The organism is Mycobacterium sp. RTGN5, assembly GCF_033804465.1.
GTDB lineage: Bacteria > Actinomycetota > Actinomycetes > Mycobacteriales > Mycobacteriaceae > Mycobacterium.
The window spans coordinates 1,788,751-1,803,326 of record NZ_JAPZLA010000001.1 but is presented as its reverse complement, the minus strand read 5'-3'; the positions used below and the strand labels follow the sequence as shown (position 1 = coordinate 1,803,326).

Genomic DNA, 14,576 nt, shown 5'->3' with positions numbered 1-14,576 from the left:
GGCATCCGTGGAAAGCGCTGAAAAGACGACCGGCACCACTGTCGATGCTCGCGACCGGATCCTCGACATCGTGATCGACATGCTGGAAACCGAAGGGTACGAAGCGGTTCAGCTGCGCGAGGTCGCGCGACGGTCGCGCACATCGCTGTCCACGATCTACAAGCGCTACCCCACCAGGGACAGTCTGATCCTGGCCGCACTCGAATCCTGGATGGACGAGCACCGATACGCGCCCTTGGCGCAGCAACACCATGACCCTGGCGAGTCGATCTACGACGGGCTGATGCGCGTGCTGGGCACCATCTTCGAGCCGTGGGAACGGCATCCCGAAATGCTGAAGGCCTACCACCGCTCGCGGGCGGCGACCGGACGCGAAATCCTTCTGCACCGCGGTCTCGATATGGTCATCCCGGCAGCCATGGAGGTACTGGACGGCGTCGACGAGGACTTTGTGGACGACGTCGACACCGTGTTGTCCAGCCTGGTCTACGGATTGTCCGGACGCTTCGCCGCAGGCGAGATCGCGATCACCGACATCCTGCCCACCATCGAGCGAACGATCCGGCGGTTCACTGCCAGCCACGAGGCAACCCACGGGTAATCCCCTCCCCGAGCATTACCGTCTTGGCTATGGATTCCTTCACAGCACTGCTGGCACGTCAGGACGGCGATCAGATCACCGCTGCGATCGAGATTCTCGACGCGACCGAACTGCCACCCGGCGACGTCACGATCCGGGTCGCCTATTCGAGCGTCAACTACAAGGACGCGCTGGCGCTGACACCCCGGGGCGGGGTGGTCCGGCAGTATCCGATCGTGCCGGGCATCGACGTCACCGGCGAGGTCGTGGAATCCCAGTCCCCCGAATTCGCCGTGGGTGACCTGGTTTTGGCGCACGGGTATGACATCGGCACCGGCCACCACGGCGGCTATGCCGAATACCTCCGGTTGCCGGCCGAGCAGGTCGTCGCGCTTGGCTCGCTGACGCCGCGCGAAGGTGCGGCGATCGGCACCGCCGGCTTCACGGCCGCGATGAGCGTCGAGGCGCTGCTCTCGCACGGCATCACACCGCAGGACGGTCCGATCGTGGTGACGGGCGCGACCGGCGGCGTGGGATCGGTCAGCGTCGACATCCTTGCCGCGGCCGGCTTCGACGTGGTGGCGTCCACCGGCAAGCCCGAGGCCACCGAGCATCTCAAGGCGCTGGGTGCCGCGGCGGTCATCGGCCGCCTGCCCGAGGATCCCGACGCCAAGCCCCGCCCGCTGGCCAAGACCCGCTGGGCGGGTGCGGTCGACTGTGTCGGCGGAGCCACCCTGGCCGATGTCATCAGCACGCTGAAATACGGCGGAGCGGTGGCAGCCAGCGGCCTGACCGGCGGCCCGGGCCTCAGTACGACGGTGATGCCGTTCATCCTGCGCGCTGTGTCCCTACTGGGCATCGACTCGGTGCAACTACCGATCGGCCCGCGCCGTGCGCTGTGGGAGCGCCTGGGCGGCGACCTGAAGCCCCGCCACCTCGACGACGTCACCCACGAGGTCGACGTCAAGGACGTCGTCGCGGTCATCGACCAGGTGCGCGCCGGGAAGTACTCCGGGCGCGCGGTGGTACGGGTCGCCGGCGGCTTCTAGCCCGATAACTGTCAGCCGAGGACGACGAAAAGCGGGCCGCCGGTCCTGAGACCGACGACCCGCTTTTCGTTGAACTGCTTAGGCTGCGCCCAGCGTCCTCTGCAGATCGGGCTTCATGGCCTGAAGCTCGCGACCCCAGTAGGCCCAGTTGTGCGTGCCGTTGTCGGGGAAGTTGAACACACCGTTCTTACCGCCCGCGGCGAGGTAGTTGTCGCGGAAGGTGATGTTGGTGCGAATGGTCAGACCCTCGAGGAAGGTGGCGGGCAGATCGCCGCCGCCCAGCTCGTTGGGCTGGCCGTTACCGCAGTAGACCCAGATGCGGGTGTTGTTGGCGACGATGGCCGGGATTTGCACCATCGGGTCGTTGCGCTTCCAGCCGCTGTTCGGGTCCTGCGTCGGGCCCCACATGTCGTTGGCCTTGAAGCCACCCGCGTCACCCATGGACAGGTTGATCAGGAACGGCCACTGGCCCTCGGACGGGTTCAGGAAGCCGGACAGCGACGCCGCGTAGATGAACTGCTGCGGGTGATACACCGACAGGATCATCGACGCCGAGCCGGCCATCGACAGACCGACTGCGGCACTGCCGGTGGCCTTGACGTCCCGATTCGCGGCCAGCCACTGCGGCAGCTCGGAGGTCAGGAACGTCTCCCACTTGTAGGTCTGGCAACCCGCCTTACCGCACGCCGGCGAGTACCAGTCGGCGTAGAAGCTCGACTGCCCGCCGACCGGCATGACGATCGACAGACCGGAGTTGTAGTACCACTCGAAGGCCTGGGTGTTGATGTCCCAGCCGTTGAAGTCGTCCTGCGCACGCAGGCCGTCCAGCAGGTAGACCGCCGGAGAGTTAGTGCCGCCGCTCTGGAACTGGATCTTGATGTCGTGTCCCATCGAGGGCGACGGAACCATCAGGTATTCCACGGGCAGGCCGGGGCGCGAGAACGCGCCCGCCGTTGCGGATCCCCCGACCAGGCCGATCAGGCCCGGAAGCGCAGCCGCCACGATCGCGACGACCGCGAATCGGCGCGGCAAAGAGCGCACCTTGTTGAACAAGGACTTCACAAATCCACCCAGCTTTCTATGACCCCGGTACTCGGATTGCAGACTTGAGTAAAACATGTCGTCTCGAACCTGTGAAAGTCCGCCACGTTACACACTAGTTATTCACCCCTTGTCAGCGGGCCAAACAAAAACTAATGTCACTTTTAGTTTTTGACTCACCCGTACCTCGACGCTGATCTCGGGAGATTCCATGGAATCCTTCACTCACCTGCGCAAAGGCACCACTCCCCGGCGGCTGCACGCCGACCTGGACGGCCTCAAAGACGACGAGTTGGGCCGAGGTGGATTCACCGGCCGGACCGCCAATATCTACCGACGCAACGATCCGACCACATTTCGGGCAAGCGGCCCGTTACGGCCGCTCGACGTCCTCTCCAGTGAGCTCAAACCGAGCGACCTGACCGACCCCGCCGGTGCGCCGCTGGTCTTGTTCACCAACCCTGACTGCCGCATCTCGTTGAGCCGGCGGGAGGCGGAGATGCCGTTCTACGTCCGCTATATCGACGGCGACCTGCTGTGCTTCGTCCATCAGGGCACCGGAACTCTGGAAACCGAGTTCGGCCCGCTCTCCTACCGCCCCGGCGACTGGATCTATATCCCGAAGGCCTGTACCTGGCGCCAGATTCCGGACACAGAAAGTACCTGGCTGATCATCGAGGCCACCGACGAGTTCCGGGTGCCGCCGGCGGGCCCGCTCGGGCGCCACTGGCCCTTCGACCCGTCGCAGGCCGTCATCCCCGACCCGGTGGCCATCGCCGACGGCGACGGTCCGCACAACGACGGTGACTATGAGGTGCGCCTGTATCACCGGCCGATCGACGGCGTCGAGACGACGACGCTGATCTATCCGCACAATCCGATCGACGTCGAGGGCTGGCGGGGCGACAACTACGCGTTCACGTTCAACATCGACGACTACAACGTCATCACCTCCGACAGCGTGCACCTGCCGCCGATGGTTCATCTGTTCATGGAGGCGACGGGTGTGTACGTCTGCAACTTCCTGCCGAAGCCGGCCGAATCCGTGCCCGGCACCGAACGCACTCCCTGGTATCACCGCAACGTGGACTTCGACGAGATCGCGTTCTTCCACGGCGGCTCCCTCTACGGCATCCCGATGCCACCGGGGCTCATCAGCCACGCGCCGCAGGGCGTTCACCACGGCGCACCGGAGAAGGCGCGCGAACGTGCCCGACGCAAGTTCGACGATTTCGCCCATGTGGATTGGCAGGTGATCGCCATCGATACCCGAAGGCGTCTGGTTCCGTCGCCGGAAGTTCTGGCCAACGATCTGGGGCAACACTGATGACTACCGCGGTCAAGCGTGCCTACGAGCGCATCCCGTATCTGATTGCCTACCAGAACAATTCGGCCGTCCGCGATGTCTACGGCGGAGTCGCGGAACTGGTCGTGCTGGAAAGCTACCTGCTCAGGCCGACGGCCCCATCAGACACCGTGCTGGTGTTCATGCACCCGATCGGCGGTGGCGCCTACCTGCCGATGATGAACGCACTGGCGCGGGCCGGTCATCACGTCATCTATTGCAACAGCCGCTTCCGCGGCACCGACTCCGGACTCCTGATGGAGAAGGTGGTCGAGGATCTCGGCGAATGCATCAAGGACGCCAAGAACCGGCTGGGCTACACCAAGGTGGTCCTGGCGGGCTGGAGCGGCGGCGGTTCGCTGTCGGTGTTCTACCAGCAGCAGGCGCAGAACCCGACGATCACGGCCAGCCCGTCAGGTGACGGCCCGGACCTGACCACGCTCGGTCTGCTGCCCGCCGACGGCATCATGCTGCTGGCCGCGCACATCAGCAGGCACGGCACGATGACCGAGTGGATGGACGCCTCGATCCTCGACGAGAGCGACCCGACCAAACGGGATCCCGAACTCGACCTGTACAACCCGGACAACCCCAACCAGCCGCCCTACACTCCGGAGTTCCTGGAGCGCTATCACCAGGCGCAGGTCGCCCGTAACCGGCGGATCACCAAGTGGGTCAAGGAAAAGCTCGCCGAGCTGAAGGCGGCCGGACGGCCCGACGACGAGTTCGGCTTCGTCGTGCACGGCACCATGGCCGACCCGCGCTGGCTGGACCCGACCGTCGACCCCAACGATCGCGCACCCGGCACCTGCTACCTCGGCGACCCACAGGTGGTCAACATGAGCCCGGTCGGGCTGGCACGGTTCTGCACGCTGCGCAGCTGGCTGTCACAGTGGAGTTATGACGATGCCAACGGTGATGCCGTGAAGGCCGGCCCGGACATCGCGGTGCCCGCGCTGGTGATCGGCAACCTCGCCGATGACGCCTGCACGCCGAGCCACACCCGGCGGCTGTTTCAGGCGATCGGGCACCCCGATAAGGAGATGCACGAGATCCCCGGTGCCAACCACTACTACTCGGGGCCGGACCAACGGGACACGCTGCGTCAAGCGGTCGGGATCGTCACCGACTGGCTGGTTCGGCACGATTTCGCGAAGGCGGACTAAATGGTCGTTGGAGGGCAGGAGCGCAGCGACCCGGGAGATGTCACCGGTCCGTTGGACGGCATTCGGGTGATCGAGGTCGGCACGCTGATCTCGGGACCCTTCGCGGGCCGGCTGCTGGGCGATATGGGCGCCGAGGTGGTCAAGATCGAGCCGCCGGGTGCCCCCGACCCGTTGCGCACCTGGGGGCAGGCCGAGCTGGACGGCCACCATTTCTTCTGGACGGTGCACGCGCGCAACAAGAAAGCCGTCACCCTCAATCTGCGCGAAGCCCGGGGCCGCGACCTGTTCCTCGATCTGGTCGAGCACTCCGACATCATCGTCGAGAACTTCCGGCCCGGCACGCTCGAGAAGTGGGGTCTTGGCTACGACGTTCTGCGCGAACGCAATCGGGGCATCATCCTCGTCCGGGTATCCGGCTACGGGCAGACAGGTCCGGAGGCCAAGAAGGCCGGGTATGCCTCGGTCGCCGAGGCAGCCAGCGGGCTGCGCCACATGAACGGATTCCCCGGCGGTCCCCCACCGCGGCTGGCCCTGTCGCTCGGTGACAGCCTGGCCGGCATGTTCGCCGCGCAGGGCGCACTGGCCGCGCTGTACCGGCGCACCGTCACCGGTGAGGGTCAGATCGTCGACGCGGCGTTGACCGAATCGTGCCTGGCAGTACAGGAGTCGACGATCCCCGACTACGACATCGGTGGCGTCGTCCGCGGACCGTCGGGCACCCGACTCGAGGGCATCGCCCCGTCCAATATCTACCGCAGCGCCGACGGCAGCTGGGTGGTGATCGCCGCCAACCAGGACACCGTGTTCCGCCGGTTGTGCGCAGCGATGGACCAACCCGAGCTCGCCGACGACGACCGATTCGTCAATCACGTTGCCCGCGGGCGCAATCAGGACGAGATCGACAAGATCATCGGCGACTGGGCCGCGGCCCGCGAACCCGACGACATCATCAGCACACTCAGCGCGGCCGGCGTCATCAGCGGCCCGATCAACACCGTGGCCGAGGTCGTCGTCGACCCGCAACTGGTGTCGCGCGGCATGATCGCCGATCACTGGGATGAGCGCATCGGCCGCAACGTCAAGGGCCCGGGCGTGGTGCCGGTGCTGTCCGAGTCGCCGGGAACCATCCGGTCGGCCGGATCGTCGCGGCCAGGACAGCACAACACCGAGATCTACACCGATCTGCTGGGCCTACGAGGAGAAGAAATCGCCGACCTCGAGTCCCAGGGGGTGCTGTGAACGAACTACCCGAACACGTCACGATCCGTGAGGTCGCCCTGCGCGACGGTCTGCAGATCGAAGATCCAATCCCCTTGTCGGCCAAGCTGGAACTGCTGGCCGCCATCGCCGCTACCGGCGTCCGCGAAGTGGAGGCGACCGCGTTCGTCTCCCCGTCGAAGGTTCCCGCACTGGCCGACGCACCGGAGTTCGCCGCTCGATTGGCCGACTACCCCGACATCGAATTCTCCGCTCTGGTGGCCAGCCCCAACGGTGCCAAACGGGCCATCGCGGCCGGTCTGCATTCACTCGAATACGTGGTGTCGGCCGCCGACGCACACAGCCACGCCAATGTCGGGCGCAGCAGCGCGGAAGCCACCGCGCAGATCGCCGAGATCGTGGCGATCGCCCACGACTGCGGTGTCAGTGTCGAGGTGATCGTCGCCACGGCCTGGGACTGCCCGTTCGACGGCCCGACTCCTGCGCAGCGGGTGCTCGACATCGTTGACGCCGCATGCGAATCCGGCGCCGATCGGCTGGCGATCGCCGACACCATCGGCACCACCACTCCCGGCCGGGTCACGTCGCTGATGAACCAGGTGAAGCCCCGCATCGGCAACCTTCCGCTGGGGGCCCACTTCCACAACACCCGCGGCTCGGGGCTGGCCAGCGCGTACGCCGCAGTGACGGCCGGAGTGACACGGCTCGACTCGTCGGTTGGCGGCCTTGGCGGTTGCCCGTTCGCGCCCGGCGCCAGCGGCAACATCGCCACCGAGGACCTCGTATATCTGTTGCGCGACAGTGGAATTGGCGTCGATATCGACCTGGAGGCTGCGATCCGCGCCGCAGCTGTCGCCCGGTCGCTGATCGGTCACGATCTGCCCAGCGCGCTGCTGCGAGCCGGCGACCGAATCCTGACCTGAGCTGAATCGGATTCGATGGAGTCGACCCGGGTTGATCGGTGGTTATGGGCAGTCCGCCTGACGAAGACCCGGCCGGATGCCGCCACAGCGTGCCGCGGTGGGCACGTACGAGTCAACGATCGATTGGCCAAGCCCTCGACGACGGTGTCGCCCGGTGACGAGGTACGCGTCCGGGTGGGCGATACAACACGGATCGTCGAGGTCGCACGGGTCATACTCAAACGGGTCGGCGCGGCCGACGCCGTGACCTGTTACCTGGACCGGACGCCCCCGCCGCCGCCGACATCAGCGGTGCCGGTAGCGGCCCGCGATCGCGGGTCTGGCCGGCCCACCAAACGTGAACGCCGAGCCCTGGAGAAGTGGCGCGCGAGCCAGGGGTGAGCCCTCGGCCCTACTTCGTCAGGGTGAACTGGCAGACGTCGGTGTAGGTCTTGCGGAAGAGGTCCGCGCACCCCGTCAGGTACTTCATGTAGCGGTCGTAGACCTCTTCGGACTGGATCGCAATGGCCTCGTCGCGTCGCGACTCGAGCGCCGCCGCCCAGAAGTCGAGCGTCTTGGCGTAGTGCTGCTGCAGTGATTGCACGCGCTCGGTTGCGAAGCCCGCCTTTCCGGAAAGTTCCACAACCATGTCGGCTGTCGGCAGGTGGCCGCCGGGAAAGATCTCCACCGAAAGAAACTTGAAGAACCTCAACATGCTCATCGTGATCGGCAGCCCGCGCGCTTCCATGTCGGCCCGCCGGACCTGCGCGATGGTGTGCAGCATCATCACGCCGTCGGCGGGCAATGCGTCGTAGGCGAAATCGAAGAACGCGTCGTAGCGATCTGCCCCGAAGTGTTCGAAGGCCCCGATCGACACGATGCGGTCCACCGGCTCGGTGAACTGTTCCCAGCCCTGCAGCAGCACGCGGCGGGTCCGCTTCGAATCCATCTCGGCGAAGGTTCGCTCCACATGTCCTTGCTGATTGCGGCTCAGCGTCAGCCCGATGACGTTGACGTCGTATTTCTCGATCGCCCGGCGCATCGTGGCGCCCCATCCGCAGCCGACGTCAAGCAGCGTCATTCCGGGTTCCAGGCCAAGTTTGCCTAGTGACAGATCAATCTTGGCCAGCTGCGCTTCGTGCAGAGGCATGTCGTCGCGCTCGAAGTAGGCGCAGCTGTATGTCTGCGTCGGGTCGAGGAACAGCCGGAAGAAGTCGTCAGAGAGGTCGTAGTGCGACTGGACGTCCTCGAAGTGTGGTTTCAACGGGGCTGTGTAGCTGATGGCGTGTGACAAGGGAAAGGCCTTTGACGTTGGGCTTGGAATGCGTGCAGCTCCAGACTGTTCAAGAGCCTCCCCGACTCAACGGTGAGCTTACATAACGATACTGAGGATCGTTGCCAGGAACCTCGATGGCGGGCCCGTTGAGGCAGGTCAAGGCGAAATTCCGGGGACGGTGACGCTCTTGCCAACCACCCGAACAAAAAGTAACGTCAGGTTTAGTTTTCTCACGGCGAGCACGGGGGCAACCATGGAACCGTCCAGCCGTCCGGACAAAGCGGACGGAGCCGGCGACGGCTCGCGCACGCTGAGTTCCAAGGGTCGCCAGACCCGTCAGGCCATCGAAGACGCGGCCCGGAAACTGTTCGCCGAACGGGGCTTTCACGGCACCACGCTGGTCGACATCACCTCGGCGGCCGGCAGGTCACCGGCGGTGTTCTACCGCTACTACAACGACAAAGAGGACTTGCTGGCCGCACTGGCCGATTCGTTCCTGCATGACGTCGTGCAGCCGTCGGGCCTACGGCTGCACCTGGCTGAATCCCCGGACGACACCCGATTCTTCGTCACCGTCGTCACCGCCTACTGGGACATGTTCAAACAGAGCATCGGGGTCATGGTCGCCGTCGATCAGCTCGCAGCCACCGAGCCCCGCTTCGCCGGCCTGCAGAATCAGTTCCGCCAATTCGGTATCGACATCGTCTCCGCGTCGGTGCTGCGCGCCCAGGAACACGGCTACGCGGTCGGGCTGCAGCCAGAACACGCCGCTCTGGCGATCGCGCTGCTATTCGAGCAATTCACCACGGTGTGCCTGCGCCCCGACAGCGCCGGACTGGGCCTGCGCTTGTCGGACACCGAAGCGATCACGACACTGTCCACCATCTGGAAGAAAACGCTCTACGGCTTCTAGCCAAGCAAGGAGATCAACGTGGATTTCACTCTGCCCGAACATCTTCCGCCACTACTGGCGGAAATGGACGCGTTCATCGAGGCCGAGATCAAACCACTCGAGCGCGAGCACATGCAGTATTTCGACCAGCGCCGCGAGTTCGCCCGCACCGATGTCGAGAACGGCGGCATCCCACGCCGGGAATGGGAGGACCTGCTCGACGAGATGCGCCGTCGCGCCGATAAGGCCGGTTGGCTGCGCTACGGGCTGCCGTCGAAGTTCGGCGGCCGCGACGGCACCAATGTGGACATGGCGGTCATCCGGGAACACCTGGCCCACAAGGGCCTTGGACTGCACAACGACCTACAGGACGAGTCGTCGATCGTCGGCAATTTCCCGCAGGTCATCATGATGGACCGGTTCGGCACCGACGAGCAGAAGAGCGAGTGGATCGAGGCGATGCTGACCGGCACGCGGTCGATGGCATTCGGCCTCACCGAACCCGACCACGGCTCGGACGCCACCTGGCTGGAAACCCGCGCCGAACGCGACGGCGACGACTGGGTGATCAACGGAGCCAAGCGCTGGAACACCGGCGTCCACCGGGCCACGCACGATCTGGTGTTCGCCCGTACCTCCGGCGAAGCCGGCCAAGCCCGCGGTATCACCGCATTCCTGGTCCCCTGCGACGCTCCGGGCTTCACGGTGCCGTTCTACTGGTGGACCTTCAACATGCCCACCGACCACGGCGAGGTCGAACTGCGCGACGTGCGGGTGCCCGCCGACGCGGTGCTCGGTGAGCTCGATCACGGGCTGGAAGTGGCCCAGACGTTCCTGCACGAGAACAGGATTCGGCAGGCGGCGAGCAGTCTGGGTGCCGCCCAGCACTGTATCGACCGCGCGGTGGAGTATGCCGGCAAGCGGGTGACGTTCGGTAAGCCGCTTTCGGTCAACCAGGCGGTGCAGTGGCCACTGGTGGAGTTGCAGACCGAGGCGCAGATGGTGCGGCTGCTGGTTCGCTACGCGGCCTGGGAGCTTGACCGCAACCATCACCTCGAAGTGTCCGACAAGGTGTCGATGGCGAACTATCGCGCCAACCGGCTGGTGTGCGAGGCCGCCGACCGGGCCATGCAGGTGCACGGCGGCATCGGTTACAGCCGCCACGAACCCTTCGAGCACATCTATCGCCATCACCGCCGCTACCGAATCACCGAGGGCGCCGAGGAAATTCAGATGCGCCGGGTCGCCCAACGGATGTTCAAGTTCGGCAAGCCGGCCCGCTGACGTGGCCACCGAGACGTTATCGACTGATTTGACGGGGGTGTTGCGCCCCATACTCGGTTCGGCCACCGAGATCGACAACCTGCGCGCGCTGACGGGTGGTGCCAGCCGCACCACGTGGGCGTTCGACGCAGTGACCGGATCGCAGCGGCGCGCGTTGATCCTGCGCACCGGGCCGCCCGACGACGTACACGCCGGTATGGAGTTGGAGGCGGCCGTGCAAGTGGCCGCAGCCGCGGCCGGCGCACCGGTGCCCGATGTGCTCATTGCCTCCGATGTGGTTGAGACACTGGGTAATCCGTTTCTGATCTGCAACGAGATCGCCGGTGAGACCATCGTCCGGCGCATTCAACGCCAACTGGACGACGACGGCCGGGCCAAGCTGCTCCGCCAGTGCGCGCAGGCGCTGGCCGCCATCCACCGCGGCGCGGCCGACGCGCCCGGCCTCGCCAAGCAGGACGACCTGGCCGAATGGCGGCTGCGACTCGACGAAATGGGCGACACCACAGCCACATTCGAGTGGGCGTTCCGGTGGCTGACGAAGCACCGGCCGCCGCCGTCACCCCTGCGGCTGGTGCACGGGGACTTCCGGATGGGCAACCTGATCGTCGACGGCTCGGATCTGGCGGCCGTGCTGGACTGGGAACTGGTCCATATCGGCGAGATTTATGAGGACCTGGCCTGGTTTTGCATCCGGGCCTGGCGTTTCGGCGCCCCGGCCGGCATGGCCGCCGGTGGGCTGGGCAGCGTCGACGACTTCGTCGCGGCCTACGAGGACGCCGGCGGTGCCACCGTCGACCGCGCGGCGCTGCGCTGGTGGCTGGTGGTGGCCACCCTGCGCTGGGGGGTGATCTGCCGGTTCCAGGCCGAGCGCCACTTGAGCGGCCAAACCCGCTCGGTCGAACTCGCCGCGATCGGCAGGCGGGTCTGCGAGACCGAATGGGATCTCCTCGACTTACTGGAGGGGGCGTCATGACCGGACTGAACGGGCGACCCACCGCCGCCGAACTGGTCGCCGCCGTCGCCGAATTCATCGAGGGTGCGGTCCGGGCCAACACCACCGGGTCGGTCAACTTCCACGCCCTCGTCGCCGCCAACGTGTTACGCACCGTCGAACGCGAGTTGCTCGACGAGACCTCCGCCGAACCACTCGCCGCACTGGAGCTGCTCGGCTATCCCGACGAAGACGCCCTGGCCGCCGCGATCCGTGCCGGTGACCTCGACGATCGAGCGGGCGATATCACCGGGACCCTGCGGGCCCTGGTCCGTCACCGGCTGGCCATCGCGCATCCCGGATATGACCACCCGAAGGCCGGATACGACCAACCCGATAAAGGAGGAGCGCCCTGATGCCCACCCACGACCAGATCACCGAGGCCGCCGACCGGCTGTTCGCCGCCATCTCGGCGGGCGACGTCGCGGCGGTGGCAGCGCAGTGGTCCGACGACGTCACCGTCTGGCACCAGGGCGACACCCGCGACAACGACAAGGCGCGGGCACTGAGAGTGATCGAGTGGTACGTCCGGGCCACCACTCACCGGCGCTACGAAGTGCTCGACCGGCAGGTGTTCGACGGCGGCTTCGTGCAGCAGCACATCCTGCACTCCACCACCGGCCGCGGCGACGAGGTGACACTGCGGGTATGCCTGATAGTGAAGATGAACGAGGACGGCCTCATCCAGCGGATCGACGAATACCTCGATCCCGCCGAGTTGGCTCCGCTTCTGTCCTGAGGGTTTTTTGACAAGGAGATCGCAATGTCCGCGCTGCAGGCGTTACTCAATGACCCCAATTCGGCCTGGCGATGGCAACTGGTGCCCGCCCGATCCTCGGTGCGGTTCAAGAACAAGACCTTCTGGGGCCTGGCCACCGTCACCGGCGAATTCACCGAGGTGCGCGGTGCCGGCGAGGTCACCGCGAATGGCGCGCTCTCCGGCGAGCTGGTCATCGGGGCGGCGTCGCTGAAGACCGGTATCAGTAAACGCGACGAGCACCTGCGCTCGGCCGATTTCTTCGACGTCGAGAACCATCCGGTAATCCGCGTCGAGGTCACGGGGGTGGAATCCAGCGGTAACTTGCGCGCCACCCTGACGGTGCGGGGCACCACCGAGCCGCTGCCGTTGCCGGTCACCGTTCAGCTGCTGGACGACGGCACGGTGCAGCTGACGGCGCGGGCGGCGATCGACCGCACTGAGTGGGGTGTCAGCGGCAACATGGTCGGCATGATGCCGGCGACCACCACGCTGCTTGCCGACGTCGTCTTTGCCAAGTCCGGATAGAACCTGCCGAACGCGCTAGGCGGCAGGGGTTTTCGCAGTAGCATCGGCGGCGTGTCTCGTCCCGGTGCACAACCCCTGCACATCCTGGTGTACAGCAGCAATGCCCGCACCCGGGAGCAGGTCCGCCTGGCGCTGGGCAAGCGCGTCCATCCCGAACTGCCGGAGCTGACCTACACCGACGTCGCCACCGGCCCCATGGTGATTCAGCTGATGGACGCCGGCGGATTCGATCTGGTGATCCTCGACGGTGAGTCCTCCCCGGTCGGGGGGATGGGCATTGCCAAACAACTCAAAGACGAGATCGAGAACTGCCCGCCGGTGCTGGTCCTGACCGGCCGCCCCGACGATGCGTGGCTGGCCAACTGGTCGCGCGCGGAGGCCGCGGTGCCGCACCCGATCGACCCGATTCGGCTGGGCGACGCGGTCGTTGGTTTGCTGCGAACTCCCGTGCAGTGACCTAAACGCCAATTACGCTGTCGCCCTTGCCCTCTCGGTGAGAGATGGGCCGCGTTCAGCTCTTCGAGCCATCCTAACGAAATCGCGACAGCAGGTCTCAAGATCGCTAGGCTGTGTCATAGCTCACATCTCCAGCCCAAGCGAGGAGTGACACAGCGATATGAGTCTCTACACACCCATCTTGGCGTTGGGGGTTATTGCGGCAGGGTTCGCGATCGTTTCGGTGGTGATCGCGTTGGTGATCGGTCCGCGGCGATACAACCGAGCCAAACTCGAGGCCTACGAATGCGGGATCGAGCCGGTAGCCGGGGAGCCCGCCGGTCAGCGGTTCCCGATCAAGTACTACCTGACCGCGATGTTGTTCATCGTGTTCGACATCGAGATCGTGTTTCTCTATCCATGGGCGGTCTCGTTTGACTCGTTGGGAACGTTCGCACTGGTCGAGATGCTGATTTTCATGGGCACTGTGTTCGTGGCGTACGGGTATGTGTGGCGCCGGGGCGGACTGGAATGGGATTAGAGGAAGCACTGCCGGGCGGCATCCTGTTGTCGACGGTGGAGAAGGTTGCGGGGTTCGTCCGCAAGGGGTCGCTCTGGCCGGCGACGTTCGGGTTGGCCTGCTGCGCGATCGAGATGATGGCCACGGCTGGGCCCCGGTTTGATATCGCCCGGTTTGGCATGGAACGGTTTTCGGCCACCCCGCGGCAGGCGGATCTGATGATCGTGGCCGGACGGGTGAGCCAGAAGATGGCCCCGGTGTTGCGGCAGGTCTATGACCAGATGGCCGAGCCGAAATGGGTATTGGCCATGGGGGTGTGCGCCTCCAGCGGAGGGATGTTCAACAACTACGCCGTGGTGCAGGGCGTCGATCACGTGGTGCCGGTGGACATCTATCTCCCCGGTTGTCCCCCGCGCCCGGAGATGTTGCTCAACGCGATTCTGGCCCTGCACGCCAAGATCGCCGAGATGCCTCTGGGAGTAAACCGAGTCGAGGCCATCGCGGCGGCCGAAAAGGCCGCACTGGCCGCCCCCACCACGCTTGAGCTGAAGGGGCTGCTGCGTTGAGCGACGAACAGGGGCCGGACGAGGAA

At 65.6% G+C, this 14,576-nt stretch carries 18 protein-coding genes; 16 read left to right on the top strand and 2 right to left on the bottom strand.

The window, feature by feature from the left end; genetic code table 11:
- Window positions 1-7 precede the first annotated feature (7 nt).
- Together SLQ31_RS08820 and SLQ31_RS08815 are read left to right on the top strand one after the other, a co-directional pair.
- Complete coding sequence (locus SLQ31_RS08820) at window positions 8-601, top strand: TetR family transcriptional regulator (protein ID WP_413641586.1); 594 nt, start codon at window positions 8-10, stop codon at window positions 599-601.
- A 29-nt stretch (window positions 602-630) separates the two neighbouring features.
- The gene (locus SLQ31_RS08815; protein WP_319431517.1) at window positions 631-1,629 is read left to right on the top strand and encodes an oxidoreductase; all 999 of its coding nucleotides are present in this window, start codon (window positions 631-633) and stop codon (window positions 1,627-1,629) included.
- 78 nt (window positions 1,630-1,707) lie between these two features.
- On the opposite strand, the gene SLQ31_RS08810 is transcribed toward SLQ31_RS08815, so the two are convergent.
- On the bottom strand, window positions 1,708-2,691 hold the full coding sequence (locus tag SLQ31_RS08810; RefSeq protein WP_319431515.1) for an alpha/beta hydrolase family protein: 984 nt from the start codon (window positions 2,689-2,691) through the stop codon (window positions 1,708-1,710).
- A gap of 190 nt (window positions 2,692-2,881) precedes the next feature.
- On the opposite strand from SLQ31_RS08810, the gene SLQ31_RS08805 reads away from it, so the two are divergent.
- The 5 genes from SLQ31_RS08805 to SLQ31_RS08785 are packed head-to-tail and all read left to right on the top strand — an operon-like array spanning window position 2,882 to window position 7,703.
- The gene (locus SLQ31_RS08805; protein ID WP_319431513.1) at window positions 2,882-3,997 is read left to right on the top strand and encodes a homogentisate 1,2-dioxygenase; all 1,116 of its coding nucleotides are present in this window, start codon (window positions 2,882-2,884) and stop codon (window positions 3,995-3,997) included.
- Window positions 3,997-5,181: an alpha/beta fold hydrolase gene (locus SLQ31_RS08800; RefSeq protein ID WP_319431511.1), complete on the top strand. Its 1,185-nt coding sequence runs from the start codon at window positions 3,997-3,999 to the stop codon at window positions 5,179-5,181. Before SLQ31_RS08805 ends, SLQ31_RS08800 begins: the two co-directional genes overlap by 1 nt.
- On the top strand, window positions 5,182-6,420 hold the full coding sequence (locus SLQ31_RS08795; protein WP_319431509.1) for a CoA transferase: 1,239 nt from the start codon (window positions 5,182-5,184) through the stop codon (window positions 6,418-6,420). It abuts the gene before it with no gap.
- The gene (locus tag SLQ31_RS08790) at window positions 6,417-7,322 is read left to right on the top strand and encodes a hydroxymethylglutaryl-CoA lyase (RefSeq protein ID WP_319431507.1); all 906 of its coding nucleotides are present in this window, start codon (window positions 6,417-6,419) and stop codon (window positions 7,320-7,322) included. The genes SLQ31_RS08795 and SLQ31_RS08790 overlap by 4 nt, the downstream gene beginning before the upstream one ends.
- Before the next feature lie 15 nt (window positions 7,323-7,337).
- Complete coding sequence (locus SLQ31_RS08785) at window positions 7,338-7,703, top strand: RNA-binding S4 domain-containing protein (RefSeq protein ID WP_319431505.1); 366 nt, start codon at window positions 7,338-7,340, stop codon at window positions 7,701-7,703.
- A gap of 10 nt (window positions 7,704-7,713) precedes the next feature.
- Here the strand turns inward: SLQ31_RS08785 and SLQ31_RS08780 are convergent, their stop codons facing one another.
- A complete protein-coding gene (locus tag SLQ31_RS08780; protein ID WP_319431503.1) occupies window positions 7,714-8,565 on the bottom strand; it encodes a cyclopropane mycolic acid synthase family methyltransferase in 852 nt (283 codons plus the stop codon).
- Window positions 8,566-8,830: 265 nt separating this feature from the next.
- Between SLQ31_RS08780 and SLQ31_RS08775 the strand changes: the two genes are divergently transcribed.
- The 9 genes from SLQ31_RS08775 (at window position 8,831) to SLQ31_RS08735 (ending at window position 14,550) form a co-directional block, all read left to right on the top strand.
- Entirely contained in the window at window positions 8,831-9,490 is a 660-nt protein-coding gene (locus tag SLQ31_RS08775; protein ID WP_319431501.1) for a TetR/AcrR family transcriptional regulator, read from the top strand.
- A gap of 18 nt (window positions 9,491-9,508) precedes the next feature.
- Window positions 9,509-10,753, top strand: coding sequence for an acyl-CoA dehydrogenase family protein (locus SLQ31_RS08770; RefSeq protein WP_319431499.1), 1,245 nt, complete (start codon window positions 9,509-9,511; stop codon window positions 10,751-10,753).
- Between the two features lies 1 nt (window position 10,754).
- Window positions 10,755-11,726, top strand: a complete 972-nt coding sequence (locus tag SLQ31_RS08765; protein WP_413641581.1) for a phosphotransferase family protein — start codon at window positions 10,755-10,757, stop codon at window positions 11,724-11,726.
- A complete protein-coding gene (locus tag SLQ31_RS08760) occupies window positions 11,723-12,100 on the top strand; it encodes a DUF6285 domain-containing protein (RefSeq protein WP_319431495.1) in 378 nt (125 codons plus the stop codon). Before SLQ31_RS08765 ends, SLQ31_RS08760 begins: the two co-directional genes overlap by 4 nt.
- Window positions 12,100-12,483 carry a nuclear transport factor 2 family protein gene (locus SLQ31_RS08755; protein WP_319431493.1) on the top strand — a complete coding sequence of 128 codons (384 nt, stop codon included), beginning with the start codon at window positions 12,100-12,102 and terminating at the stop codon, window positions 12,481-12,483. Before SLQ31_RS08760 ends, SLQ31_RS08755 begins: the two co-directional genes overlap by 1 nt.
- Window positions 12,484-12,507: 24 nt before the next feature.
- Window positions 12,508-13,029 carry a YceI family protein gene (locus SLQ31_RS08750; RefSeq protein WP_319431492.1) on the top strand — a complete coding sequence of 174 codons (522 nt, stop codon included), beginning with the start codon at window positions 12,508-12,510 and terminating at the stop codon, window positions 13,027-13,029.
- A 51-nt stretch (window positions 13,030-13,080) separates the two neighbouring features.
- Window positions 13,081-13,485 carry a hypothetical protein gene (locus tag SLQ31_RS08745; RefSeq protein ID WP_319431490.1) on the top strand — a complete coding sequence of 135 codons (405 nt, stop codon included), beginning with the start codon at window positions 13,081-13,083 and terminating at the stop codon, window positions 13,483-13,485.
- Between the two features lie 160 nt (window positions 13,486-13,645).
- Window positions 13,646-14,005, top strand: coding sequence for an NADH-quinone oxidoreductase subunit A (locus SLQ31_RS08740; RefSeq protein WP_319431489.1), 360 nt, complete (start codon window positions 13,646-13,648; stop codon window positions 14,003-14,005).
- On the top strand, window positions 13,996-14,550 hold the full coding sequence (locus SLQ31_RS08735) for an NADH-quinone oxidoreductase subunit B family protein (RefSeq protein WP_319431487.1): 555 nt from the start codon (window positions 13,996-13,998) through the stop codon (window positions 14,548-14,550). Before SLQ31_RS08740 ends, SLQ31_RS08735 begins: the two co-directional genes overlap by 10 nt.
- Window positions 14,551-14,576 lie beyond the last annotated feature (26 nt).